Raw genomic sequence first — 24,423 nt, 5'->3', positions numbered from 1 at the left:
ACGGATGATCGCCCAGGGTTATGCCTTCGTTCAACCAAACTAGATCCACCCCCGCCGTTCGCGGAACAGCTTCACGGTTCAGGTTGCTGGATGCCGTATCGCTTGTCGTCACCGCATTGGCAGCGAGAAGCTGGCTGGGCGGCTCGTCGTCTGCCGGATCGGATGCCGTGCTGATTGCCGTTTCGATCGCGTGCGCGCTGGTCCTGTTTCCGTTGGTCGGTCTGTACGGCGATCCCGAGCGTCGCCTGTCGTGGCGTCGCGTGTGGCTCGCGCCGGCCTGCCTGGCCGTCGCGTTGTGCGTCGGCGCGATTTCCGTTATTGCGCACGACCGGCAATTTCCGGTCGCGCTCGACTGGCTAGCCGGCTGGTTCGCGCTGTCGGCGGTCGCGCTCGTCGTGTCGCAGGCCGCGCGGTGGTGCCTCGGCGTTTTCGCGGCGGTGCGGCATGCCCGGCGCAAACCGGTTGCGCTCGTCGGGCATCGCGAAAGTTGCCGGACGCTCGTTGGGTGCGATGCGCGGCAAACGGGGCGGTCGCTCCAGATCGCCGGGATCTTCGACACGTCCGGCTCGTCGCCGATCGGGCCGGAAGAACCGGCCGTGCATCTTGACCTGGCCGAATTCGTCGAGTACGTGCGTCGCGCCCACGTCGGGGAGATCTGGATCGTGCTGCCGCTGTCGGAGGCCGATCGCGTCAGCGAGATCGTCCACGCGTTCGCCGAGGATCTGGTCGACATCCGCTTCATGCCCGACCTCACCGGCATGACGCCGCTTCATCCGAACGGGGCGCTTCGTGGTCACGCGCTCGATCTCGTCTCGTCGCCGCTGTCCGCGCGGGCGCTGGTGGGCAAGGCGATGTTCGATCGCGTGTTCGCGGGCCTGGCGCTGATCGGAATCGCACCGCTGATGGCCGTCGTTGCGCTGGCGGTGAAGTTGTCGTCGCCGGGGCCGGTGTTGTTCCGGCAGCAACGCAGGGGCGCTTACGGGCGCATCTTCACGATCTACAAGTTCCGGACGATGCGCGTGCCCGACACGCGCGAGCCGGGTGAAGTCCGGCAGGCGACGCAAGGCGACCCGCGCGTCACGCGTGTCGGCGCGCTGCTGCGGCGCACGAGCCTCGACGAACTGCCGCAGTTCTTCAACGTGCTGAAGGGCGACATGTCGGTGGTCGGGCCGCGCCCGCATGCGGTGGAGCACGACCGCTTCTACCAGCCCCTTGTCGACGGCTATATCCAGCGCTACCGGATCAAGCCGGGCATCACCGGCTGGGCCCAGGTCAACGGGCATCGCGGCGAGACGGATCGCGTCGAGAAGATGCAGAAGCGGGTCGAACACGATCTTTATTACCTGAACAACTGGTCGTTTGCGATGGACATTCGGATCGTGGCGGCGACTGTCCTGTATGGATTCACGCATCGCAATGCCTATTGAATGACGCGTCGATGTACGCGGTCTGGACAACGGAAATGGAAACAGGAAAACGACCCGGTTCACGGGCGCAGCGCTTGCGATCGGCAATGACGGTCTTGCCCGTCGTGCTGCTGTCCGCTTGCACGATCGAACCGGGCATGCATATGAACCTCGCGCACGATGCGGCGCGGGATGGCGGGATCGCGACGCAGACATCCGAAGGCGGCTTGGCGGTGTCGATGCATCGCATCGTTGCGGCACCGTCCGGCCAGCCGCGAAACGCACCCGCTTCGCGTGAAGCGGCGGCATCGGTACCGATCGGGCCGATCGACGGCGAGCTGATCGCGGCCCAGCGGCGCGAGGCGAGCATACGGGACGAACGCACGCGCGCGGCGCTCTTTGCGGTGCCGGCGCCATACGCGATCGACGCGGGCGACGTGCTGCAGATCACCGTGTGGGATCACCCCGAGCTAGCCGCGGCGCAGGGCAACCCGGGCTCGCAACAGGTGCGCGCTGCCGATCCGCCGGCGGGCTTCGTCGTCGATCAGGCCGGCAACCTGGCTTTTCCGTACGTGGGCGAGCTGCATGTCGCCGGCATGAGCACGAGCGAGATTCAGTCCGCGCTTCGCGCGCGGCTGTCGAAGTGGTTCGTCGCGCCGCAGTTGACGGTGCGCGTCGCGTCGTATCGCGCGAATCGCGTCTACATCGACGGCGAAGTTCGTGCGCCGGGCGCGCACCCGCTCAACGACACGCCGATGACGCTGCTCGAAGCCGTCACGCGCGCGGGCGGCTTCACGGCCGACGCCGATCAGAGCCGCATGACGCTCGTGCGGGACGGTGCCGCCTATCCGGTCGACCTGCCGGGCCTGATTTGCGAGCGCGTCGATCCGTCGCGCATCGTGCTGCGCAATGGCGACCTGCTGCAGGTCGGCGCGCGCGACCAGTTCGGCGTGTACGTGATGGGCGAAGTCAACAAGCCGACGACGGCGCTGCCGCTGCGCAACGGCCGGCTTACGCTGGCCGACGCGCTGTCGCAGGCCGGCAGCGTGAACCAGGGTACGGCCGATCCTAGGCAGACCTACGTGATTCGCGCCGGCGCGGACCGGCAGGCGCAGGTGTTTCATCTGGACGGCAGCTCGCCGGTGTCGATGGTTCTCGCCAATGAGTTCGAGCTGCAGCCGCGCGACGTCGTGTACGTCGACAGTACGAAGCTCGCGCGCTTCGGCCGCGTGCTCGCGCAACTGCTTCCGGCCATCAACGCGGGCCTGACGGCCGCGATCGTCACGAAATGATGAAACGGATCCTGGTGGTGTGTACCGGCAACGTATGCCGCAGCCCGGCCGCGCAGGCGCTGTTGTCGCGCGCGCTGCCCGGTCGCACGGTGGAGTCGGCCGGCGTCGCGGCGATCGGCGGGACGGCGGTCGACCCGGTGATGAATGCACTGTTGATCGAGCGCGGCTTCGACCTGTCCGCGCATCGGGCCCGACGCTTCGATGACCTGGCCTGCCGGTGGGCCGACCTGATTCTGGTGATGGAAGTCGCGCATCGCCAGCTGATCGAGCGGACTTGCCCGATGACGCGCGGCCGTGTGTATCGCCTGGCCGAGCGCTACCGGACCGACGTTCCGGATCCGTACCGCCGAAGCCGCTACGTCTACGACTACGCGATGAAGCTGATCGAGCACGGCGTGGCCGATTGGGCCGCGCGGATCGCCACCTTCGAACCGAACCCGCAGCCGCATCCGGATACCGGCGTGGATGCGCCGGAACACTTGCAGTGAGCCTCAAATGAACGCATCGAACCCGCGCCAACCTCATTTACACGACGCCGACGAACTCGACGTTCGCGGCATCCTCGACGTGCTGATCCGGCACGCGGGCCGCATCGTCGCGGTCACGGCGGCGTGTGCCGCGCTTGGCGCCGGGTATGCCTTCGTCGTGAAGCCGGTCTACAAGGCAGACATTGCCGTGCAGGTGGAAAGCGGCGGCTCGGACCTGCGCAGCATGGCGGAGGGCGGACTCGTCGGTGGTCTCGGCGCGCTGTTCGACGTGAAGTCGACCGACGACGGCGAGATGGAAATCCTGCGCTCGCGGCTCGTGACCGAACCGGTCGTCGACGCTCAGCGCCTGCACATCGAAGCGCATCCGCGCCGCGTGCCCGTGATCGGCGCCGCCGTCGCGCGCGTCAATCGCGGGTTGTCGACGCCCGGCTTGTTCGGGATCGGCGGGTTCGTCTGGGGCATCGAGCGCATCGATGTTCCGGCATTCGACGTGCCGCGCGACTTCCAGGAACACACGTTCATCGTCACGTCGCTGGGCGACGGGCGCTATCGCCTGTCCGGCAGCGATCTCGATCGCGATGCGGAAGGCGCGATCGGCGAACCGCTGCGCGTGAAGACGGCAGCCGGCGACGTGACGCTGCAGGTCGCCGGCATCGAAGCCGAAGCGGGCGCGCAGTTCGTCGTGAAGGCGGATTCGAGGCAGGTCGTGCTCGCCGAACTGCAGAAGAAACTGACGATAGCGAACCGAGGCAAGGATCAGTCCGGCGTGATCGGCGTGTCGTACGAAAGCCATGATCCGGTGCTCGCGGCGGCCGTGCTGAACGCAATCGCCGACAACTACGTGCGGCAGAACGCGAGCCGCAAGGCGGCCACCGCCGAGAAGTCGCTGGCGTTCCTGAGCGACCAGGTCCCGGCCGTGGAGCGTCAGTTGCGTGCGGCCGAAGATCGCCTCAATGAATACCAGGCCCGCCATGAAATCGTGGACCTGACCGAGCAGGCGAAGGCGATGCTGACGCAATCGACCGCCGCGCAGATGTCGCTGTTCGAGCTCGAACAGAAGCGGCGGGCGTTGGCGTCGACGCTGACGCCGGCTCACCCGGAGCTCGCGGCGGTCGACCGGCAGATCGCCGCCGCCAACGCGCAGATCGGGACGATCAACGACACGATCCGGCGCTTGCCCGATGCGCAGCAGAACGTCGTACGCCTGCGCCGCGACGTGACCGTGCAAACGGAGATTTACGTCGGCTTGCTGAACAGCGTCCAGCAGCTTCGCCTGGCGACCGCGAGCAAGATCGGCAACGTGCGCGTGATCGATTGCGCGATCGTGCCGGACAAGCCCGTGCGGCCAAGGCCGGCGCTGGTCACGGTGATGGCCGCACTGATGGGGCTCGTGCTCGGCACGTGCGCCGTGATCGGCCGCGCGGTGCTGTTCGGCGGCGTGACCGATCCCGCGGAGATCGAGCGCGACACGAACCTGAACGTGATGGCGACGATTCCGCACAGCGTTGCGCAACACCGGTTCGCGCAGCGTGACGCCGTGGCAGGCGGGGCGACGGTCCTGGCGCTGGCGCGACCGAACGAACCCGCGGTCGAGGCGCTGCGAAGCCTGTGCACGGCACTGCGGTTCCAGTTGATGGACCAGCCCGACGGCAACCGTGTGCTGATCACGGGGCCGTCCGCGGGTGTCGGGAAATCGTTCGTGTCGGCCAACGTGGCCGCGCTGCTCGGACAGTCGAACAAGCGGGTGCTGCTGATCGACGGCGACCTGCGTCGCGGCAAGCTGGCCAAGCGCTTCGGCATGCGGCCGGAGATCGGCCTGTCGACCGTCCTTCGCGGCGGCGCGACCGCCGCCGACGCCATCGTGCGCGACGTCGCGCCGAACGTCGACCTGCTGCCGGCCGGCCCGTATGCCGATCGGCCCGTCGAACTGCTGTCGTCCGATCGTCTGTCGGCGTTGCTGATGCACGTCGCACGCGATTACGACGTCGTGCTGCTCGACGCGCCGCCGCTGTTGCCGGTGACGGACGCCGTCGTCCTGGCCGCGCATGCGGACACGATCCTGCTTGCGGCACGTGCCGGCGTGACGACCTCGGGCGAACTGCTCGAAGCGTCGAAGCGGATCGAACGCGTCGGCGCGCGCGCGACCGCGGTCGTGTTCAACGGCTTCTGGCCGGGGCTGCGCTCCGCCCGGTACGGCAACTACGGCGCGTACGGGTATGACAACGCCGATTCGCAAACCGCCGCGGATCGCACGTGATCCGCCGACGGAGATTCCGATGACCCATCACCACGAAAACATCCTCGTCACGTTCGGCACCCGCCCGGAAGCCATCAAGATGGCGCCGCTCGTCCACGCGCTGCGGGCCCGCGAAGGCGTGCGCTGCGGCGTCTGCGTGACGGCCCAGCATCGCCAGATGCTCGACCAGGTGCTCGACCTGTTCGGCATCGCGCCGGATTTCGATCTCGACCTGATGCGCGCGGGGCAGACGCTCGGCGGCCTGACCGGGCACATCCTCAATGCGCTCGACCCGGTGCTGGAATCGTTCCGGCCCGATCTCGTGCTCGTGCACGGCGATACGACCACGACGCTCGGCGCGACGCTCGCGGCGTACTACCGACGCATTCCGGTCGGTCACGTGGAAGCCGGGTTGCGCACCGGCAACCTGTATTCGCCGTGGCCGGAAGAGGCGAACCGGAAGGTGACGGGCGCGCTCGCGCTGCATCACTTCGCGCCCACCGAAACCTCACGGGCGAACCTGCTGGCTGAAGGCGTCGAAGCCGACCGCGTGCACGTGACCGGCAACACCGTGATCGATGCCTTGCTGACGATCACCGGGCGCCTCGAGCACGACCGGGCGCTGGTGCGGCAGATGCGTGAGCGGTTCCCGTTCGTCGACGACGAGCGGCGCATGATCCTCGTGACCGGCCACCGCCGCGAGAACTTCGGCCGCGGGTTCGAGCAGATCTGCGAAGCGATCGCGACCATCGCGAAGCGCTATCCGGAGTGCCTCATCGTCTACCCGATGCACCTGAATCCGAACGTGCGCGAGCCCGTCACGCGGCTGCTCGGCGACATCGGCAACGTCGTGCTGATCGAGCCGCAGGAGTACTTGCCGTTCGTGTACCTGATGAGCCGCGCGTGGCTGATCCTGACCGATTCCGGCGGGATCCAGGAAGAGGCGCCGTCGCTCGGCAAGCCGGTGCTCGTGATGCGCGACACCACCGAGCGGCCGGAAGCCGTCGCGGCCGGCACGGTGAGACTGGTCGGCACCGAAGTCGAGCGGCTGGTCGGCGCGGTGGTCGAGCTGTGGGACGACGGCCGCGCCTATCGCGCGATGAGCCGCGCGCACAACCCGTATGGCGACGGCCGCGCGAGCGAGCGGATTGCGGATCTGCTGGTCTCGCCGCCGATCTTGACGCAGGGGTCGGCATACCTGGCCGGCGCGCCCTGCTGAATCCCCCGACGTCTGGAGAACCTCATTCATGTCTTTCGAAACCGTTTCCGTCATCGGGCTGGGCTACATCGGCCTGCCCACCGCGGCGGCCTTTGCCGCGCGCCGTAAAAGCGTGGTCGGCGTCGACGTGTCGCAGCACGCGGTCGACACGATCAATCGCGGCGAGATCCATATCGTCGAACCCGAACTGGACATGCTCGTGCATGCCGCCGTGACGCAAGGCTACCTGCGCGCGACGGCAACGCCCGAGCCGGCCGATGCGTTCCTGATCGCGGTGCCGACACCGTTTGCCGATGGCAACAAGCCGGACCTGACCTATATCGAGGCCGCATGCCGGTCGATCGCGCCGGTGCTGAAGAAGGGCGACCTGGTGGTGCTGGAGTCGACTTCGCCGGTCGGTGCGACCGAAAAAATTGCCGCGTGGCTCGCGGCGCACCGCCCGGACCTGAGCTTTCCGCAACAGGCCGGCGAGCGCTCCGACATCCGTATCGCGCATTGCCCCGAGCGCGTGCTGCCGGGCCATGTCGTGCGCGAACTCGTGGAGAACGACCGCGTGATCGGCGGCATGACGCGCAAATGCGGCACGCGTGCGCAGGAGCTGTACGAGGTGTTCGTGCGCGGCGAATGCATCCTGACCGATGTACGCACCGCCGAGATGTGCAAGCTGACCGAGAACGCGTTTCGCGACGTGAACATCGCGTTCGCGAACGAGCTGTCGGTGATTTGCGACCAGCTGGACATCAACGTATGGGAACTGATCCGGCTGGCGAACCGCCATCCGCGCGTCAGCGTGCTGCAGCCGGGGCCGGGCGTGGGCGGCCATTGCATCGCGGTCGATCCGTGGTTCATCGTCGATTCCGCGCCGGAGCACGCGCGTTTGATCCGCACCGCGCGCAACGTGAACGACGACAAGCCGCATTTCGTCTACGAGCGCGTGCGGCAGGCGGCGAGCCGGTTCCGCGAGCCGGTGATCGCGTGTCTCGGGCTTGCGTTCAAGGCGGATATCGACGATCTGCGCGAGAGCCCGGCGATGGAGATCGTCGAAGCGCTGGCGGAGAACGCCGGCGCAACGCTGCTGGTCGTCGAACCCAACATCGTCGCGTTGCCGGCAGCGCTGGAAGCAACGACCCGGCTGTGCGATCTGAGCACCGCGCTGGCCGAAGCCGACGTGATCGTGATCCTCGTCGATCACGCGCCGTTCCGGCGCATGGACCCGGTGCGGCTGCAGACCAAGGTCGTGATCGACACGCGCGGCGTGCTGGCGCGCGGGTAACGGGCGGGCGCACAAAAATCATGCTGCGGAAGGCCGACGCCAAAAAGCTGCTGGGCCGTGTCGAGGCGCTTGTCTGTACCGGCGCGCCCGGCCTCTATCGCGTGCTGACGTTCTGGGTCGTCCAGCGGATCTATTCGCTGGACGAGCTTGGGGCTGCGGCGTCCAACCTGTCGATCGCGCAGATGATCGGCTTCTTCACGGCCATCGGCTGGGCGACGCTGATTCTGGTGCGCGTACCGGCGAGCGACGGGAAGCAGGCGGCGCGCGGCGCGTTCTACTCGCTGGTGTCGATGGCGGGATGGACCGCCGTGGCCGCCACGATCGCATGCGTGCTGGTGTCCGCCACCGGCTTCGTCGCGTTCGATCTCGGCGGCGTGGTCGCGCTGATGTGGGGCTGGACCGTGTATCAGCTCGCGCGACATTTCTTCGTGTCGTACCGCCGCTACCGGATCACGATCGCGTTCGACTGCCTGCTGATCGCGGGCTCGTGCGCGATGCTGTGGATCGGCACGCGCCACGGCTATTCCGCGTCGCCGTGCCTCGCCGTTGCGCTGGTCGTGGTGGCCGTCGCGATGTTCGCCGCGATCGGCGCGCCCGATCGTCGCGCGTTTTCGATGCGCATCGACGTGAAGGGGCTGCAGTTCGGGCTGACCAATTTCCTGTCCGGCGGCATCGCGCTGGTGACCGTGCCGGCGGCGAACGCGATGTGCGGCGCGTCGTTCGCGGGGATGCTGTCGTTGTTTTCCTCGGTGACCGCGATCGGCAACCTGCTGCCGCGCGCCATTTCGATCGCGCAATTGCCGGACCTCGTGAAGCGGAAGAAGGACAAGGCGCCGCTCGACGCGACGCTGGGCGCGATGCGGCGCGATATCGACCTGTCGAACCTGGTCGTACTTGTCGCGAACCTTGCAATGGTGGCGGGGCTGACCTACCGCTACGGGCTCGACGGCAGCGGCGCGTACGTGGCGCTCGCGGGCGGCGTGCTGCTGGCGATCCAGTGCGCGGCCGGCGTGCTCGGCGTCGTCGGCAGCAACGTGATGATGGCGTTCGAGCAGGGCGCGGCCACCGCGCGGATCAACATCGGCACCTCGGCGCTGTTCGTCGTTTTGCTCGGCGGCTGCGTTGCGATCGGCGGCGAAACCGGGTTCTTCTGCATGCTGGCGTCCGCGGTGGTCGTGACGCTGATCCGGAACGCGATCGTCGTGATGCATGCACGGCGGGTATGCGCGGCCTATGCGGAATCGATCAGCGCGTTGGGCGTCGCCGATATGCAAGCGATGCCGGCGGCGTCGGGAGCGCGGCCATGAATGCGGCCGCCCGATTCCCGGCGATCGTGCCGCATCGTCGATCGCGCGTGGCCGACCTGGGCGCCGGCCTGCTGGCGCTCGCCTACTTCGTCTTCTGCGTCAGCGACACGCTGCTCACGCTCGACGACGATCGTTCGCAGGTCGTAAAGATCGGCGCGTTCGGCCTCGTGTTCGCGGCGATCCTGTTGCGTCCGCGCTTTCACCGGCTGGCCGTTCTCGCGCTGCCCATCGCCGTGTCGCTCTGCATCGGGATGCTGCTGTCGTTCAACGTCCATGCCGGGATCGAGGAACTCGTCCGCTTCCTCTTTCCGGTCGCGATCACGGTGGCGATCTTCCCGTATCGCGACCGGCTCGACGTGCTGGTCAAGACGTTCATCGGCGTGGTCGTGAGCAACGACCTGTTCCAGCTGTATTTCTACGTGTCGTATGCGGTCGGGCTGCCGCTGTTCATGCCGGTGCGGATCGATTCGGGATTGTTCCTGCGTGCGCAGGGGTGGATGGGGTTCTTTTCGGAGTTCAGCTTCATCAATCTCTGCGCGTTCCTGCTGTGCCGCTGGTACTGGTCCGGCCGTCGCGCGGCGATCGCGTCGTGGGGGTTCCTGTTGTTCGCGTTGCTCGGCTTCTCGTTCAAGCTGTTCGCGGTGCTGGCGCTCTATCCGTTCGTGAGGAACGTCAGGGATGTGCGCGCGTGGCTGGCTGCCGCCGGCATCGCGGGCACGATGCTCGTGCTGATGGCGATGGGCGTGCTGGATTCGCTGTTGAAGGTCGGCATGGCGAAGATCCTGTTCTACGTCGTCGCGGGCAATTCGGCGCGCGCCGAATCCTATCGCGTGATGTTCGAGTCGATCGGCAACGGCAATCTGCTTGGCGAAGGGTTGGGCAGCTTCGGCGGCCCGGCGTCGGTGAAGTTCTCGTCGCCGCTCTACCAGCTCTATCACTTCGACTGGTACGGGCTCGGCGGGCTGTTGAAGACCACCGACACGTTCTACCCGCACCTGTTCGTCGAGATGGGCGTGTTCGGCGCGCTCGCGTGGCTGGTGTTCGTGCTGGGGTACGGGCAAGGACGGCGCAAGCCGGCCGTCTGGTTCTACATCGTCGGTGCGTTCTGCTTCGACAACATCTTTTCGATGGCGTTTGTTTCGCCGTCTTACGTATTTTCCGCGCTGCTGGCGATGTATGCGTTCTCGTGGGGGCGGCCGCGCGTCGGCCCGGTGCATCGCGGCGGTGTGGTGGGAGTTCGCTCGTGAAAATTCTCGTCGTTACGAACATGTATCTCGGCAGCAACCGCGCGAGCCCCTGGCAAGGCGTGTTCGTGACCGAGCAGGTCGACGCGCTGCGGCGCTCCGGCGGCTGCACGGTCGATGTGCTCGTCATCGAAGGGTATCGCGGCAAGCGCGAATACCTGAGCTCGATCCGGCAGGTCTGGAAGGCCGCTCGTGCGGGCCGGTACGACGTCGTGCATTACCACTTCGGCCTGAGCGCGTGTTCCGCACCGCTGGTCCGGCTGTTTTCGAAAGCGCGGGTTGTCATCACGTTCCACGGCACGGACATCCTGGGTCCGCTGTGGATGCGCGCGGTGTCGAAATCGATGGCCTGTTTCGCGCATGCGTGCATCGGCGTGAGTGCGGAAATTTCATCGCGCCTGATCCGGCTGCGCCGCCGCTGCGTGACGATTCCGTGTGCGGTCAACGAGACGGTCTTCGCCGGGGATCGCGACGATGCGCTCATGCAATCCGCCGTGCCGATCGTTGTCTTCCCGTCTTCGCCGAAACGTCCGGAGAAGAACTATCCGCTGTTTTCGCTGGTGCTGCGGCAGCTTGCGGAACAGCACGGCATCCGGGTGCAGGAGCGGCATCTCGACGGTCTCGATCGCGGCGAGGTGCGCGACTTGCTGGCGCATGCCGCGTGCCTGCTGATGACGTCGACCCGGGAAGGGTCGCCGCAATCGGTCAAGGAAGCGATGGCGCTCGATCTGCCGGTCGTATCGGTCGATGTCGGCAACGTGCGGCAACTGCTCGACGGCGTGTCGCCGGGCATGGTGGTGTTCGACCACGACGCGGGCCGTCTCACGAACGAGCTTGCCGATGTGTTGAAGGCCGGCGCGCGATCCAACGGGCGCGAGAAGCTTGCGGCGCTCGGTTGCTTCTCCGCCGATGTGTCGGCGAAGCTGAAGGATCTGTACACGTCGCTGTGCCGACCGTCGCGATTTGCCGACGATATTCCGGAAGTCAAAAAAAATGATGGCGGGGCCTTGTTATGAACCGAGCTGAAATCTTTTCATGCCCGATCCATCTGATGTCGATGAACGATACGGTGGACTGGATCGGCGCGAGAGTCGAGAAACGGCAATTCACACAGCACGTCGTGGTCAACGTCGCGAAGCTCGTCAACCTGCAGCGCGATGCGGAACTCGCCGCGTCGGTCCGCGAATGCGACATCGTCAACGTCGACGGCATGGGTGTCGTCTGGGGCGCGCGGCTGCTCGGCATCCCGGTGCCGGAGCGCGTCGCGGGCGTGGATCTGTTCGAGCGGCTGCTGGCGCTGGCCGAAGCGAAAGGGCTGCCGGTCTATCTGCTCGGCGCGACGCCGGAGGTCGTCGAGCGGGTCGTCGCGGTGGCGGCGGCACGCTATCCGCGGCTGCCGGTCGCCGGATATCACCACGGCTATTTCTGGGACGACGAACAGGCGGTCGTGGACGATATCCGCCGCTCGGGTGCGCGGCTGCTGTTCGTCGCGATCACGTCGCCGCGCAAGGAAAACTTCATCAATCGCTGGAAATCGCAGTTGGGCGTCGATTTCGTGATGGGCGTGGGCGGCACGTTCGACGTGGTGGCGGGGAAGGTCAAGCGGGCGCCGCCGTGGATGCAGCGCAGCGGGCTGGAGTGGGCGTTTCGCGTGATCCAGGAGCCGGGGCGGATGTGGAAACGCTATCTGTCGACCAACAGCCGCTTCCTGGCGATGCTGGCGCGCGCGTACGTGTCGCGGCTGTTTCGGCGAAAAGGAGAGCGGGATGCGCGGTAGCTTCGTCGTTGCCGCATGCGTGCTCGTCGCGTCGGCTTGCCGCGCGGGCCCGGAAGGCGGCAAGCATGACGATGCGCATTTTTATCGGTCGGACTGGGCGAGCGGCATCGATGCGCGGCTTCGTTTGCAGGAGCCGGCGGTGCAGAACATCACCACCGCCGAGATTTCCGGTGTTCGCGGCACGCTGTTGAGGGTGACGATGAAGCGCTCGCAGGACTTCAGCAGCGTGGCGAGCGGCACGCCGCGTGCCGAGATCAGCTTCTTTCCGGTGTTCCGCTTCGTCAACGGTCGCGACTACGAGGTGCGCTGGTCGACGGTCATTCCCGCCGACTACCGGTTCGATTCCAGACAGCCGGAACTGATCGCGCAATTGCATCAGGGCGGCAGCGACGGATCGCCTCCGTTTGCGTTGCTGCTGAATGCCGGGAAGTACGAAGTCGATGTGCGCGGCGCGCCGGGCATGCCGAGCCGGTCCATTGCGTTCGGCGACCCGTCGGCGGATCGCGGGAAACGGGTCTGGTGGGTGCTGCGGTATCGACCGGACGATTCAGGCGTCGACGCGCTGACCGAGGTGTTCCGGAACGGCGAACGCGTCGTGCATGTTGCGGGCGTACCGAATGCGTATCCGAACGATCGCGACGCTTACTTCAAGCTCGGCCTCTACAAATGGTGGTGGAAGACCCGCCCGTCCGACGTGACCGAGCGAACGATTTATTACGGCGACATCGAGATGAAGGCACTGCGTGACACGGCCCGATGAGCGGAGCCGAACCGCGCGGATGCCGTGCCGGTTCGACGGAGGCGTGACGCCGGTGCGCGCCGCGCCTCCGCCCGGCCCCGTCACCCGTTGCGGAAAATCTCCGCATACGCGCTCAACGCCGGCACGCCGCCCAGGTGCGCATACAGCACCTTAGAGCCCGGCTCGAATTCGCCGCGCCGCACCTTGTCGATCATCCCGTGCATCGACTTGCCTTCATAGACGGGATCGGTCAGCACGCCTTCGAGCCGCGCGCACAGCCGGATCGCCTCGAGCGTGCCGTCGTTCGGCAGCCCGTATTCGGGGCCCGCGTAGCGCGTGTCGAGCACGACGTCCTGCTCGTCGATGCGACGCCCGAGCTCGACGATTTCAGCCGTATGCCGCGCGATGCGCGTGATCTGCGCATGCGTTTTCTCCGGCGTCGCGGATGCGTCGATGCCGATCACGCGATCCGCGCGGCCATCGGCCGCGAAGCCGACGACCATCCCGGCCTGCGTGCTGCCCGTCACCGAGCACACGACGATGTAGTCGAACTTGAAGCCGAGCTCGGCTTCCTGCTGGCGCACTTCCTCAGCGAAGCCGACGAACCCGAGCCCGCCGAGCGGATGCTCGGAACAGCCGGCCGGAATCGGATACGGCTTGCCGCCCGCCTGCCGCACGCTTTCCATCGCTTCTTCCCAGCTACGGCGGATGCCGATGTCGAAGCCGTCGGCAACGAGCCGCACGTCGGCGCCCATCATGCGCGACAGCTGGATGTTGCCGACCTTGTCATACACGGGGTCTTCATAGTTGACCCAGTGCTCCTGCACGAGCACGCATTTCATGCCGAGATGCGCGGCGACGGCCGCGACCTGGCGCGTCTGGTTCGACTGGACGCCGCCGATCGACACGAGCGTGTCCGCGCCCTGCGCGAGCGCGTCGGGAATCAGGTATTCGAGCTTGCGGGTCTTGTTGCCGCCGAACGCGAGGCCGCTGTTGCAGTCCTCGCGCTTCGCATACAGCTCGACCTTGCCACCGAGGTGCGCGCTCAGCCGCTTGAGCGGCTGGATCGGGGTCGGGCCAAACGTCAGCGGATAACGGGGGAAGCGTTGCAGGTTCATCGATTTTTGTCTCCGGAAAGGCGGGGTTGGCGCGGGCATCGGTGCGTTCGGGAGGGGCCGGCACGCCGTGTCCCGATGGAAAAATGATAGGCAAGCACGCGCGAAATGAGCTTGCGAAATAAATATCGTCGGCCTACGTTGATAACGAATCGAGTGCTGATCAAGCAATTCGAGTTCGAAAAAATCGAGGAAGACGCAATGAAATTAACTGGAAGACCGGCGGCGCCGGGCGATGCCGCGCCCGCGCTCGATCGCATCGATCGCGCGATCCTCAGGCAGCTTCAGCAGGACGCGTCGATCTCGAACGTGAGCCTCGCCGCGAAGGTGAAGCTGAGCGCGCCGGCGTGCCTGCGGCGCGTCGAGCGGCTCAAGGAAATGGGGATGATTCGCGGGATCGTCGCGCTGCTCGACCCGAAGCCGCTCGGGGCCGGCATGCTGGTCGTGATCGGCTTCGTGCTCGACCGCTCGACGCCGGAAGCGTTCGCCGCGTTCGAGAAGGCTGCGCAGAAGGTGTCGGGGTGTGTCGAATGCCACGTCGTGACGGGCGAGTTCGACTACTTCATGCTGGTGCGCACACGCGACAACGAGAGCTTCAACCGGCTGCATGCGGAACAACTGATCTACCTGCCGGGCGTGCGGCAGGTGCGCTCGTTCATGGTGCTCAAGGAGATCCTGTCGACGCATGCGTTGCCGGTGTAGCGCGGAGCGTCGTCGATTCCCATTGGCCTAGGCTATGCCGTTTGGCAAATTGAAAATTCCCGTTTGGGTGTATACAATGAGAATTCAAATTAACCCATTTGGGAATCGCCATGACAGCAACCCCACCTGCGGCCCGTCAGCCTGCCAAGCGGGCTGCCGCATCCCGCGCCGCGTCGCCGGCGGGCGGCTCGAACGGTTTGGGCGCCGGCAAGGGCGATTTCGACACCTTTGGCCGGATGGCGCCGATGTCGCAGCGGCGCGCGATCGCGGAGGGTTTCGACGCGGTCATCATCGAGCGTGTCGCGCGCGAGTTGCTCGGCGTGCCGGTTCAGTCCCTATTGAGCGCGCTGAGCCTTCCCAGCTCGACCATTCTGCGAAAAATCGCCAAACACGACCGGTTGTCGCAAGGCGAGTCCGATCGCGTTGCGCGCGTGCTTTATATACTGAATCTCGCCACCGATCTGTTTGAGGACCGCGAGCGCGCAGCGGCGTGGATGAGCCGGGCGAACGCGGAGCTCGACGGTTTGAAGCCGCTCGAAGTGCTCGACGTACAGCCCGGCTACGACCGGGTGCGCGACATTCTGAACCGTGCGCAGTTCGGGGTCGGCGCGTGAGGTTGTATCGTCTCGCGAAAGAACGAAAGGGGCACTACCTGGCCGACGACCTGAGCGGGAACGGCGCGGCGATCGCAGGTGGCCGCTGGAATCCTCGCGGCATGCGGGTGCTGTACACCTGCTGCCATGCGTCGACGTCGTTGCTCGAGTCACTCGTCCATATGTCCGGCTTGCTTCCCGTTGGCGGATTTTTTTTAGTGACGCTGGAAGTGCCCGACATCGTCCATGACAATGCGTACCAGCCGGACCTGCCGGACGATTGGGCGGTACTGTCGCAGGATCCGGAGTCGACCGCGCGGATCGGGCGGGTCTGGCTTGAAGCGGGCGAGCAGTTGGCGATGCGCGTACCGTCAGTCGTCTGCTCGACCGACTTCAACTTGCTGATGAACCCGCTGCATGCGGATTTTGCTTCGAGTGTGAAAGTGATCGGCAAGGAAGCGTTCGCGCTGGATCCGCGCCTCTTCGGCTAGTCGGTCGTATTGTTTTGGTCGACGAATCATCGTCGGCTGCTGCACGGTCGCGTCGCGCGGTCAGCGCTGCCATGGCGCGCCGCCTGGATATGCCGACTTGCCGAGGCGCTCGCGTGCGTCGCGCACGACAGTCGCATCGAGTTTTCCGTCATCCGCCAGCGCCTTCAGCGCCGCGAGCACGATGCTCGCGCGATCGACCTCGAAGAACGCGCGCAGCGCGTCGCGCGTGTCGCTGCGGCCGAACCCGTCGGTGCCGAGTGTCACGTAGCGGCGCGGTACGTACGCGCGGATCAGTTCGGGCACCGCGCGCACGTAGTCGGTCGCCGCGATCACGGGCCCGCGCGTCGTGGCGAGCGCGGCGGTGACGTACGGCGTCGACTGTGCGTCGTCGTCGAGCCGCGCGCGACGCTCGGCTTCCATCCCGTCACGCTGCAGTTCCGTGAAACTCGTGACGCTCCACACGGCGGAATCGATGCACCAGTCGTCCTTCAGCATCCGCTGCGCGGCGAGCACTTCGCCGAGGATCGCGCCCGAGCCGAGCAACTGCACGCGTGCGGTTGCGTTCGAACCGGACGGCAGCCGGTGCATGCCCTTCAGGATGCCTTCGCGCCGCGCGGCCACCTCGTCGTCGGGCATCGACGGCTGCGCGTAGTTTTCGTTCATCACGGTCACGTAATAGAACACGTCGCGCTGCTGCTCGACCATCTCGCGCATGCCCGCATCGACGATCGTCGCGACTTCGTACGCGAACGCCGGATCGTACGCGCGGCAGTTCGGGATCGTCGACGCGGCGAGGTGGCTGCTGCCGTCCTGGTGCTGCAACCCCTCGCCGCCGAGCGTCGTGCGGCCCGACGTCGCGCCGATGAGAAAGCCGCGCGAGCGCTGGTCGGCGGCGGCCCAGATCAGGTCGCCGATGCGCTGGAAGCCGAACATCGAGTAGTAGATGTAGAACGGCAGCATCGGCAGGTCGTGCACGCTGTACGACGTCGCGGCGGCGATCCACGACGAGATCGCGCCCGCTTCCGAAATGCCTTCCTCGAGAATCTGCCCGCGCGTGTCCTCGCGGTAGTAGAGCATCGAGCCGAGATCCTCGGGCTCGTAGCGCTGGCCGAGCGGCGAGTAGATGCCGACCTGCCGGAACAGGCTGGCCATGCCGAACGTGCGCGCTTCGTCAGCCACGATCGGTACGACGCGCGAGCCGATGTCGCGATCCTTGATCAACGCGGCGAGCATGCGCACGAGCGCCATCGTCGTCGACATCTCGCGGCCCGCCGCATCCAGCGCGAACGTTCCCCAGGCCGGCATCGAAGGGACGGTCAGCCCCTTCGATGCCGCTGTCCGCCTTCTGGGCAGATAGCCTCCCAGGGCAGCCCGGCGGGCATGCAGGTAACGCATTTCCGGGCTGTCTTCCGCTGGCTTGTAAAACTTCAACTGTTCGACGTCGCTGTCCGACAGCGGCAACCGGAAGCGGTCGCGGAACGCCTTCAGATCGTCGACGTCGAGCTTCTTCTGCTGATGGGTCGTCATCCGGCCCTGGCCGGCCGCGCCCATGCCGTAACCCTTCATCGTCTTCGCGAGGATCACGGTCGGCTGGCCGCGGTGCGCGAGCGCGCGCGCATACGCGGCGTGCAGCTTGCGCGCGTCGTGGCCGCCGCGGCGCAGGCGGTCGATCTCCGCATCGGTGAGCTGCGCGGCGAGCGCTTCGAGCGCAGGGTCCTGGCTGAAGAAGCGCGCGCGGTTGTAGGCGCCGTCGTTCGCGGAGAAGGTCTGGAACTGCCCGTCGACGGTATTGGCGAACGCGCGGGCGAGTGCGCCGGCGTGGTCGCGTGCGAACAGCGGATCCCAGTCGGAGCCCCACAGCACCTTGATCGTGTTCCAGCCGGCGCCCGCGAACTGCGCTTCGAGCTCGTCGATCACGCGGCCGTTGCCGCGCACCGGGCCGTCGAGCCGCTGCAGGTTGCAGTTGATCACGAACACGAGGTTGTCGAGCCCCTCGCGCGCGGCGAGCGACAGCGCGCCGAGCGATTCGGGTTCGTCCATCTCGCCGTCGCCGAAGAAGCCCCACACGGTGCGGCCCGCGGTGTTCGCGAGGCCGCGATGCTGCAGGTAGCGCATGAAGCGCGCCTGGTAGATCGCGTTGATCGGGCCGATCCCCATCGAGCCGGTCGGGAACTGCCAGAAATCGGGCATCAGCCACGGGTGCGGATACGAGCACAGGCCCGGGCCGGCGATTTCGCGGCGGTAATGCTTCAGGTGATCCTCGGTGAGGAAGCCTTCGAGATACGCGCGCGCATAGACGCCCGGCGACGAATGCGGCTGGAAGTACACGAGATCGCCGCCGGCCGTGCCGGGTGCGTCGCCGGCCGCGGTCGACGCCGCGCGGAAGAAGTGGTTGAAGCCGGTCTCGAACAGGTCGGACGCCGATGCATAGCTCGCGATGTGGCCGCCGAGTTCGCCGTACGCGCGGTTCGCGCGCACGACCATCGCGAGCGCGTTCCAGCGCAGCGCGGCCGACAGCCGTTCCTCCAGGTCGAGGTCGCCCGGATACGGCGGCTGCTCGGCGAGCTCAATCGTGTTCAGGTAGCGCGTGACGGGCGTGCGCGCCGACGCGAGGCCGGTTGCGCGCGCATGCTCGGCGAGCCGGTCGAACAGGTATTGCGCGCGGTCGCGGCCGACGTGCGCGACCACCGCGTCGAGCGCCTCGAGCCATTCGGCGGTTTCTTCCGGGTCCGCATCGGTGCGCGCGAGGGCCGCGCGCTGCGCGTGTTCGATACCGTTCGACAGATCCGTCATGGGAGTCTCCCGCGCGCCGTCGGCGGCACGCATCAATGGGACTCATGCTACGCGTCGATCCGCAAAATATGCGTCTGAATTCATTGGGAATTTGCCGCCGGATAGTGTAAATATTCCGGAATCGTCGTGATAGAAGGAATATTCAGACTATGAGCGCCTCTCCCAAGCGGCTCGACCGCATCGACATCGGCATCCTGAACCAGCTTCAGCAGAACGCGCGGATCACGAACGCGGAACTCGCGCGCGCGGTGAACCTGTCGGCCACGCCGTGCTTCAACCGCGTGCGCGCGCTGGAGAAACTCGGGCTGTTCCGGCAGCAGGTCACGCTGCTCGATCCCGAGCCGCTCGGGCTGCGGATCAACGTGTTCATCCAGGTCAGCCTCGAGAAGCAGGTCGAGGACGCGCTGCAGCGCTTCGAGGAGGCGATCTCGCAGCGGCCCGAGGTGATGGAGTGTTATTTGATGTCGGGCGACGCCGACTATCTGCTGCGCGTCGTGATGCCCGACATGCGCACGCTCGAGCGCTTCATCATCGAGCGGCTCACGACGATTCCCGGCGTGTCGAACATCCGGTCGAGCTTCGCGTTGAAGCAGGTGCGCTACAAGACCGCGCTGCCGCTGCCGGCGGCGGGGCTCACGCTGGTCGATCCGGACGAGTCGGCGTCCGACTGGAGCTGAGCGCGGCGCCGGCCAGCCTGTCCGTTCGCCGACGCGAAGGTGACGAAACGATGACGCCCGCCGCGCTGCGCGGCGCCGGATCGAACCGATCGCGTGGGTGCGCCTCATACGGCAGTCGGCCCGGTTGCACCGTCGCGACGCGGCGCGGGCCAGTCGCGTATGCTCGTCCGGTCGGCGAAACGTGCGAGCGCGCGGCCGCTTCATGCATGTCTCGATCAATCAACGAGTGAGGGCGTGATGGCAAGACAGACGATGGCGGAATACCTGGCGAAGACGCTGGCGGCGGCGGGCGTCGAGCGCATCTGGGGCGTGACGGGCGACAGCCTGAACGGCCTGTCGTTCAGCCTGGCCCAGATCGGCTCGATCCGCTGGATGCATACGCGGCACGAGGAAAGCGCCGCGTTCGCGGCCGGCGCGGATGCCGCGTCGACCGGGCGGCTCGCGGTGTGCGCGGGCAGCTGCGGCCCCGGCAACCTGCACCTGATCAACGGGCTGTACGACTGCCACCGCAATCACCAGCCGGTGCTCGCGATCGCCGCGCACATCCCGTCGACCGAAATCGGGCTCGGCTACTTCCAGGAAACCCATCCGCAGGAACTGTTCCGCGAGTGCAGCCACTTCGCGGAGCTGGTGACCAATGCGTCGCAGTTCCCGCGCGTGCTCGCGCGCGCGATGCGCACCGCGATCGAGGAACGCGGTGTCGCGGTGATCGTGCTGCCGGGCGACATCGCGCTCGGCGACGGCCCGGAAGAAGCGCCGGCGTGGAGCGAATCGGCGCCGCCGTCGATCCTGCCGGCCGAAGCCGATCTCGACCGGCTCGCGGCATTGCTGAACGGTTCCGACGCGGTCACGCTGCTGTGCGGCAGCGGTACGCAGGGCGCGCACGACGAAGTGGTCGCGCTGGCCGACACGCTCGGCGCGCCGGTCGTGCATGCGCTGCGCGGCAAGCAGTTCGTCGAATGGGACAACCCGTTCGACGTCGGGATGACCGGGCTGATCGGCTTCAGTTCCGGCTATCACGCGATGGAATCGTGCGACACGCTGCTGATGCTCGGCACGGATTTCCCGTACCGGCCGTTCTATCCGTCGAACGCGAAGATCGCGCAGATCGACTGGAAGGGCTCGCAGCTCGGCCATCGCGCGCCGCTCGCGCTCGGCCTCGTCGGCACCGTGAAGGAGACGATCGCCGCGCTGCTGCCGCGCCTGACGCGCAAGGCCCAGCGGCGCTTCCTCGAGAATGCGCTGAAGCATTACGCGGCCGCGCGCAAGGGGCTCGACGATCTCGCGGTGGCCGAGCCGCCGGGCCGCGCGATCCATCCGCAATACCTGACGAAGCTCGTCGACGAAGTCGCGGCCGACGACGCGATCTTCACGGCCGACGTCGGCACGCCGACGCTGTGGGCCGCGCGCTACCTGACGATGAACGGCAAGCGGCAACTGCACGGCTCGTTCAACCACGGGTCGATGGCGAACGCGATGCCGCAGGCGCTCGGCGCGCAGGGTGCGCATCCGGGGCGGCAGGTGGTGTCGCTGTCCGGCGACGGCGGGCTGTCGATGCTGCTCGGCGATCTGCTGAGCGCGCGCCAGCTCAACCTGCCGATCAAGATCGTCGTGTACAACAACAGCCTGCTCGGCTTCGTGTCGATGGAGCTGAAGGCGGCCGGTTATCTCGATACCAACGTCGACCTGAGCCCGACCGATTTCGCGGCGATCGCGAAGGGCGCGGGTATCTTCAGCGTACGCGTCGAGCATTCGGAGAACGTCGAGCAGGCATTGCGCACGGCGTTCGCGCACGACGGGCCGGCGGTGGTCGACGTCGTCACGTCGAAATACGAGCTTGCGATGCCGCCGAAGATCGAGATCGCGCATGCGAAGGGCTTCAGCCTGTTCATGCTGCGTGCGATCCTGAGCGGGCGCGGCGACGAGATCGTCGAGCTGGCGAGAACCAACCTGAGGTGAGGCGGTGCCGCGCGCGATGCGGCGTGCCGTTCGTTCCCGATCGGTCACGCTGCTTCGCTCCCGTCGGCGACCCACTCACGGATGCGGCGGCGCGGGCAATTAGGGACAATCTTCACGTCGCCTTAAGTTTGCGTTTCCTAGAATCGATTGGATCGTCGCTCTTCCTGCGGCGGACCGCTTCGTCCAGGAGGATGCCAGTGAACAAGCCCCGTGTCGCCGTAGCCCCGTTCCACGAAGTCGTCGGCACGTCGAAGCCGAAGGCGCAACCGCTCAAGGCCGGCCAATGATCTGGCCAAACGTGTGGCGCGTCTCCGCACTGTTCGTGCGCGAGTGGGTCGGCCGCCCGGCCGCGGTGGGCGCATTGTGCCCGAGTTCGCGGCATCTGGCGCGCGAGATGGCCGGCGCGGTGCCGGACGGCGACGGGCTGGTCGTCGAACTCGGCGGCGGCACCGGCGCGATCACCGCGGCGTTGCTCGAACGCGGCGTCGCGCCACGGCGCCTCGTCGTGGTCGAGCGTTCGCCGGCGTTCGTGCAGCACCTGCGGCGACGCTTTCCGGATGTGTCGATCGTGTGGGGCGATGCGCGGCAGCTCGAACGGCTGCTGCCGCCCGCCGCGCGGGTCGATGCGATCGTGTCGTGCCTGCCGTTGCGCACGCTGCCGCGCGAGGACGTGACGGCCATCGTCGAGCAATGCCATCACGTGCTGTCGGCCGATGGCGTGATGGTTCAATTTACCTACGATTTGCGCTCGCCCGGCCGTCATCCGCTGGGCGATTCGGCATTCGTTGCCTGCGGCAGTCGTATCGTCTGGGCAAATATTCCGCCTGCGCGCATCGTGACCGTGCGCGGCGTCGCCGCCGAACACGCCGATTGACGCGGCCGCGCGCGGGGCGCCGGGACACGGCACCGCGTCGGTTTCTTTCGCAAGCCATACAGATTCTTCCAATTTCCATTCTTCGCAAGTGGGGCTTGCGGTCAGGCCGGCCGGTTTTTTCCTTTTCCAGCCGCATCCGACAGGGATCGCCGACGAAGCGCTAGAAGCGCGTGCCGTCGCCGCGCGGCCCGCTGACGAAAGACGGTACCCGCATGCCGTTTTAGCATTACCGCGCCGTTTTTTTGCACGGCGTTTATGCGCGGTCTTCTAAGCTGGGCATGTGTCGAACAGCCGAGACGGCTTCCGTCCGCGCCATGACCTTCATCCATCCCGTTCCCGCCTTCGATGTCGCCGGCCGTCAGGTGCGCGCCGGCGCACGCCACAACGTCCTTCCGTTCCCGCCGCCGCGTCCGCGCCTGCAGTTGCCCGTCACGCTGACGGTCGGCTCCGGCGAACTCGCGCGCGCCCGCCTCGCGGCGCTGCTGCATTCGCCGCTCGGCGTGTATGTCGTCAGCGCGCGCACCGTGCGCGACGTGATCCATGTGCACTTCGAGATCGCGCCGGAGGATCTGGATTTCATGCTGCACATGCTGATCGCGCAGCAGGCCGATGCGGTGATCGGGCCCGTCGCGCGCCGGTTGCGCGTCGGGCCGCAGCCCCGGTGAGTCGGGGAGCGATTATTGCGTGTCGGTTGTTTGTTGATCGTTTGATTCGTCGCCGGATCGTCGGTCGCGGTGCTGTCCGCCCGTCGGGCGGCGGATGTTCGTGCGCCGCGTCGCGCGCGGCGCCGATCCTGAATATGGAGTGTCCATGTACCTCACGGAAGAAGTGCATAGCGCGCGGACGGCGTCGCTGCCGTCGGGCCGGCAGCTCGCGCGGCAGCTCGTGACGACGGTGCGCGTGGCCGAAATGTTGCTGCATCAGGCGATCGTCGTGCCCGACGGGCATCAGTGGTCGGTCGACACCGAGCGCGTCGACGCGGCCGGCGGACCGCTCGCGGCGTGGGAGACCTGCGTGACGTTGCGGATCGGCAAGGTGTTCGCGCCGGCGATCAACCCGGCCGCGCGGGTCAACGACTCCGATCAGGTCGCGGTCGAGATCCAGCTCTGCCTGCCCGAGCAGGCGTATCTGGACGAGCGGCGCGTGAGCATCTTCGGCCGCCGCCACGGCAACCGGTTCGGTGCGACGCTGTCGGTCGCGTCGGGCGCGCAGTGGGGCTGGCGACGCGCCGAACATGTCGCGCCGGAACACGCGCAGGTGCGCGGCGATACGCTCGAGGCACTCGTCGATGCGGTCGCGGCGAACGTCAACGCGGCGCTTGCCGCGGCCGGGTTTCGCGCGACGCGCTGATCACGCGTCGCCGGTTTGCCCGGTCTGCCGCTGCAGATCCTCCATCAACTGTTCCGCGAGAAAGTCGCACGGCGGCCGCTTCGATTTCGTGCTGCGCGCGAGAATCAGTTCGAGCGGCGGCAGGTCGGGCAGCCCGTGCGAGCGGCCGAGCATCGACAGTTGCGCGGGAATCGCGCAGCGCGCGAGCGGCGCGACCGCGAGGCCGGCCTCGACCATGCTGAGCAGCCCGAGCAGGCTCGGGCTTTCATACGAGGTGCGATACGGCACCTTCGCGCGTTCGAGGCTGCGGATCGCGTTCTCGCGCGCGACGCTGCCCGGCATGAACACCGCGATCGGCAGCGGCCGCTCCTCCCACACGCGCGGCCCGTTCGTCATCGCGGCCCACGCCATCGGCTCGTGGCGGATGAAGTCGCCGGTCAGCCCCTTGATGCGCGTGCCGCACACGAGATCGACGGTGCCTTCCTTGATCAGCGGCGCGAGCGCGCTGCTCGGCAGCCCCATCACCTGAATCTCGACCTTCGGGTAGGTCGCCGAGAATTTCTTCAGGACCGACGGCAGCAGCGACGATGCATAGTCGTCCGGCACGCCGATCACCACTTTACCGGTCACTTCCGGCCGCACCACGGCCGCCCACGCCTCGTCGCGCAGCGCCAGCATTCGTCTGGCGAATCCCAGCAGCACCTCGCCCTCGCGCGTCAGCACGATGCTGCGCGGCTTGCGCACGAACAGCGGCCGGCCGATCGCGTCTTCCAGGCTCTTGATCTGCATGCTCACCGCCGACTGCGAGCGGTTCACGGCCTCGGCGGCGCGGGTCATGTTGCCGGTTTCCGCGACGGCGACGACGGTGGCCAGCACGTCGTGATCGAGCATCTTCATGGGTATCAGGAA

The 24,423-nt window shown here is 67.0% G+C and carries 22 protein-coding genes; 19 read left to right on the top strand and 3 right to left on the bottom strand.

Features of this window, described 5'->3' with window-relative positions:
• Positions 1-20 precede the first annotated feature (20 nt).
• The 11 genes from GD429_RS27915 to GD429_RS27870 all read left to right on the top strand — a co-directional run bounded on the left by GD429_RS27915 (position 21) and on the right by GD429_RS27870 (position 13,002).
• A complete protein-coding gene (locus GD429_RS27915) occupies positions 21-1,427 on the top strand; it encodes an undecaprenyl-phosphate glucose phosphotransferase (protein ID WP_152861790.1) in 1,407 nt (468 codons plus the stop codon).
• A gap of 86 nt (positions 1,428-1,513) precedes the next feature.
• A complete protein-coding gene (locus GD429_RS27910) occupies positions 1,514-2,698 on the top strand; it encodes a polysaccharide biosynthesis/export family protein (RefSeq protein ID WP_321574918.1) in 1,185 nt (394 codons plus the stop codon).
• The gene (locus GD429_RS27905; RefSeq protein WP_193727221.1) at positions 2,695-3,186 is read left to right on the top strand and encodes a low molecular weight protein-tyrosine-phosphatase; all 492 of its coding nucleotides are present in this window, start codon (positions 2,695-2,697) and stop codon (positions 3,184-3,186) included. The genes GD429_RS27910 and GD429_RS27905 overlap by 4 nt, the downstream gene beginning before the upstream one ends.
• Positions 3,187-3,193: 7 nt before the next feature.
• Entirely contained in the window at positions 3,194-5,443 is a 2,250-nt protein-coding gene (locus tag GD429_RS27900) for a polysaccharide biosynthesis tyrosine autokinase (protein ID WP_152861788.1), read from the top strand.
• Between the two features lie 19 nt (positions 5,444-5,462).
• A complete protein-coding gene (gene wecB, locus GD429_RS27895; protein WP_152861786.1) occupies positions 5,463-6,641 on the top strand; it encodes a non-hydrolyzing UDP-N-acetylglucosamine 2-epimerase in 1,179 nt (392 codons plus the stop codon).
• 28 nt (positions 6,642-6,669) lie between these two features.
• Positions 6,670-7,914 (top strand): UDP-N-acetyl-D-mannosamine dehydrogenase, encoded by a 1,245-nt coding sequence (gene wecC / locus GD429_RS27890; RefSeq protein WP_152861784.1) that lies wholly within the window; start codon positions 6,670-6,672, stop codon positions 7,912-7,914.
• A 20-nt stretch (positions 7,915-7,934) separates the two neighbouring features.
• Positions 7,935-9,221, top strand: coding sequence for a hypothetical protein (locus GD429_RS27885; protein ID WP_152861782.1), 1,287 nt, complete (start codon positions 7,935-7,937; stop codon positions 9,219-9,221).
• Complete coding sequence (locus GD429_RS40700; RefSeq protein WP_193727220.1) at positions 9,218-10,468, top strand: hypothetical protein; 1,251 nt, start codon at positions 9,218-9,220, stop codon at positions 10,466-10,468. The genes GD429_RS27885 and GD429_RS40700 overlap by 4 nt, the downstream gene beginning before the upstream one ends.
• Positions 10,465-11,481, top strand: coding sequence for a glycosyltransferase (locus GD429_RS27880; RefSeq protein ID WP_193727219.1), 1,017 nt, complete (start codon positions 10,465-10,467; stop codon positions 11,479-11,481). Before GD429_RS40700 ends, GD429_RS27880 begins: the two co-directional genes overlap by 4 nt.
• Before the next feature lie 35 nt (positions 11,482-11,516).
• A complete protein-coding gene (locus GD429_RS27875; protein WP_321574916.1) occupies positions 11,517-12,242 on the top strand; it encodes a WecB/TagA/CpsF family glycosyltransferase in 726 nt (241 codons plus the stop codon).
• A complete protein-coding gene (locus GD429_RS27870) occupies positions 12,232-13,002 on the top strand; it encodes a heparin lyase I family protein (RefSeq protein ID WP_152861776.1) in 771 nt (256 codons plus the stop codon). The genes GD429_RS27875 and GD429_RS27870 overlap by 11 nt, the downstream gene beginning before the upstream one ends.
• Before the next feature lie 80 nt (positions 13,003-13,082).
• Here the strand turns inward: GD429_RS27870 and GD429_RS27865 are convergent, their stop codons facing one another.
• Complete coding sequence (locus tag GD429_RS27865; RefSeq protein ID WP_152861774.1) at positions 13,083-14,099, bottom strand: 1-aminocyclopropane-1-carboxylate deaminase; 1,017 nt, start codon at positions 14,097-14,099, stop codon at positions 13,083-13,085.
• Positions 14,100-14,297: 198 nt separating this feature from the next.
• Between GD429_RS27865 and GD429_RS27860 the strand changes: the two genes are divergently transcribed.
• From GD429_RS27860 to GD429_RS27850, 3 genes are all read left to right on the top strand, one after another.
• A complete protein-coding gene (locus GD429_RS27860; protein ID WP_152861772.1) occupies positions 14,298-14,798 on the top strand; it encodes an Lrp/AsnC family transcriptional regulator in 501 nt (166 codons plus the stop codon).
• Positions 14,799-14,908: 110 nt separating this feature from the next.
• Positions 14,909-15,412, top strand: coding sequence for an antitoxin Xre/MbcA/ParS toxin-binding domain-containing protein (locus tag GD429_RS27855; protein ID WP_193727218.1), 504 nt, complete (start codon positions 14,909-14,911; stop codon positions 15,410-15,412).
• Positions 15,409-15,882, top strand: coding sequence for an RES family NAD+ phosphorylase (locus GD429_RS27850; protein ID WP_321574915.1), 474 nt, complete (start codon positions 15,409-15,411; stop codon positions 15,880-15,882). Before GD429_RS27855 ends, GD429_RS27850 begins: the two co-directional genes overlap by 4 nt.
• A gap of 60 nt (positions 15,883-15,942) precedes the next feature.
• Here the strand turns inward: GD429_RS27850 and mdeB are convergent, their stop codons facing one another.
• On the bottom strand, positions 15,943-18,675 hold the full coding sequence (gene mdeB / locus GD429_RS27845; protein ID WP_152861768.1) for an alpha-ketoglutarate dehydrogenase: 2,733 nt from the start codon (positions 18,673-18,675) through the stop codon (positions 15,943-15,945).
• A gap of 149 nt (positions 18,676-18,824) precedes the next feature.
• On the opposite strand from mdeB, the gene GD429_RS27840 reads away from it, so the two are divergent.
• From GD429_RS27840 to GD429_RS27820, 5 genes are all read left to right on the top strand, one after another.
• A complete protein-coding gene (locus GD429_RS27840) occupies positions 18,825-19,352 on the top strand; it encodes an Lrp/AsnC family transcriptional regulator (RefSeq protein WP_006749407.1) in 528 nt (175 codons plus the stop codon).
• 237 nt (positions 19,353-19,589) lie between these two features.
• Entirely contained in the window at positions 19,590-21,311 is a 1,722-nt protein-coding gene (gene poxB, locus GD429_RS27835) for a ubiquinone-dependent pyruvate dehydrogenase (RefSeq protein WP_152861766.1), read from the top strand.
• A gap of 283 nt (positions 21,312-21,594) precedes the next feature.
• Positions 21,595-22,185: a class I SAM-dependent methyltransferase gene (locus tag GD429_RS27830; protein ID WP_152861764.1), complete on the top strand. Its 591-nt coding sequence runs from the start codon at positions 21,595-21,597 to the stop codon at positions 22,183-22,185.
• 314 nt (positions 22,186-22,499) lie between these two features.
• On the top strand, positions 22,500-22,850 hold the full coding sequence (locus tag GD429_RS27825) for a hypothetical protein (protein ID WP_152861763.1): 351 nt from the start codon (positions 22,500-22,502) through the stop codon (positions 22,848-22,850).
• Positions 22,851-22,995: 145 nt separating this feature from the next.
• A complete protein-coding gene (locus GD429_RS27820; protein ID WP_152861761.1) occupies positions 22,996-23,535 on the top strand; it encodes a hypothetical protein in 540 nt (179 codons plus the stop codon).
• On the opposite strand, the gene GD429_RS27815 is transcribed toward GD429_RS27820, so the two are convergent.
• Positions 23,536-24,411, bottom strand: a complete 876-nt coding sequence (locus GD429_RS27815) for a LysR family transcriptional regulator (RefSeq protein WP_027782171.1) — start codon at positions 24,409-24,411, stop codon at positions 23,536-23,538. It abuts the gene before it with no gap.
• Positions 24,412-24,423 lie beyond the last annotated feature (12 nt).

It is taken from the genome of Burkholderia sp. BE17, assembly GCF_009362305.1.
Taxonomy (GTDB): domain Bacteria; phylum Pseudomonadota; class Gammaproteobacteria; order Burkholderiales; family Burkholderiaceae; genus Burkholderia; species Burkholderia pyrrocinia_C.
Note: the sequence above shows the minus strand (reverse complement) of the source record. Positions and strands in the feature narration are given on the sequence as shown.

Coding starts and splice junctions, on each gene's coding strand:
- GD429_RS27820 (WP_152861761.1), top strand. CDS start 22,996: ATGTACCTCACGGAAGAAGTGCATAGCGCGCGGACGGCGTCGCTGCCG.
- wecB (WP_152861786.1), top strand. CDS start 5,463: ATGACCCATCACCACGAAAACATCCTCGTCACGTTCGGCACCCGCCCG.
- GD429_RS27825 (WP_152861763.1), top strand. CDS start 22,500: ATGACCTTCATCCATCCCGTTCCCGCCTTCGATGTCGCCGGCCGTCAG.
- GD429_RS27875 (WP_321574916.1), top strand. CDS start 11,517: ATGTCGATGAACGATACGGTGGACTGGATCGGCGCGAGAGTCGAGAAA.
- GD429_RS27815 (WP_027782171.1), bottom strand. CDS start 24,411: ATGAAGATGCTCGATCACGACGTGCTGGCCACCGTCGTCGCCGTCGCG.
- GD429_RS27915 (WP_152861790.1), top strand. CDS start 21: ATGCCTTCGTTCAACCAAACTAGATCCACCCCCGCCGTTCGCGGAACA.
- wecC (WP_152861784.1), top strand. CDS start 6,670: ATGTCTTTCGAAACCGTTTCCGTCATCGGGCTGGGCTACATCGGCCTG.
- GD429_RS27885 (WP_152861782.1), top strand. CDS start 7,935: ATGCTGCGGAAGGCCGACGCCAAAAAGCTGCTGGGCCGTGTCGAGGCG.
- GD429_RS27905 (WP_193727221.1), top strand. CDS start 2,695: ATGATGAAACGGATCCTGGTGGTGTGTACCGGCAACGTATGCCGCAGC.
- GD429_RS27860 (WP_152861772.1), top strand. CDS start 14,298: ATGAAATTAACTGGAAGACCGGCGGCGCCGGGCGATGCCGCGCCCGCG.
- GD429_RS27830 (WP_152861764.1), top strand. CDS start 21,595: ATGATCTGGCCAAACGTGTGGCGCGTCTCCGCACTGTTCGTGCGCGAG.
- GD429_RS27900 (WP_152861788.1), top strand. CDS start 3,194: ATGAACGCATCGAACCCGCGCCAACCTCATTTACACGACGCCGACGAA.
- poxB (WP_152861766.1), top strand. CDS start 19,590: ATGGCAAGACAGACGATGGCGGAATACCTGGCGAAGACGCTGGCGGCG.
- GD429_RS27840 (WP_006749407.1), top strand. CDS start 18,825: ATGAGCGCCTCTCCCAAGCGGCTCGACCGCATCGACATCGGCATCCTG.
- GD429_RS27865 (WP_152861774.1), bottom strand. CDS start 14,099: ATGAACCTGCAACGCTTCCCCCGTTATCCGCTGACGTTTGGCCCGACC.
- GD429_RS27855 (WP_193727218.1), top strand. CDS start 14,909: ATGACAGCAACCCCACCTGCGGCCCGTCAGCCTGCCAAGCGGGCTGCC.
- mdeB (WP_152861768.1), bottom strand. CDS start 18,675: ATGACGGATCTGTCGAACGGTATCGAACACGCGCAGCGCGCGGCCCTC.
- GD429_RS40700 (WP_193727220.1), top strand. CDS start 9,218: ATGAATGCGGCCGCCCGATTCCCGGCGATCGTGCCGCATCGTCGATCG.
- GD429_RS27870 (WP_152861776.1), top strand. CDS start 12,232: ATGCGCGGTAGCTTCGTCGTTGCCGCATGCGTGCTCGTCGCGTCGGCT.
- GD429_RS27910 (WP_321574918.1), top strand. CDS start 1,514: ATGACGGTCTTGCCCGTCGTGCTGCTGTCCGCTTGCACGATCGAACCG.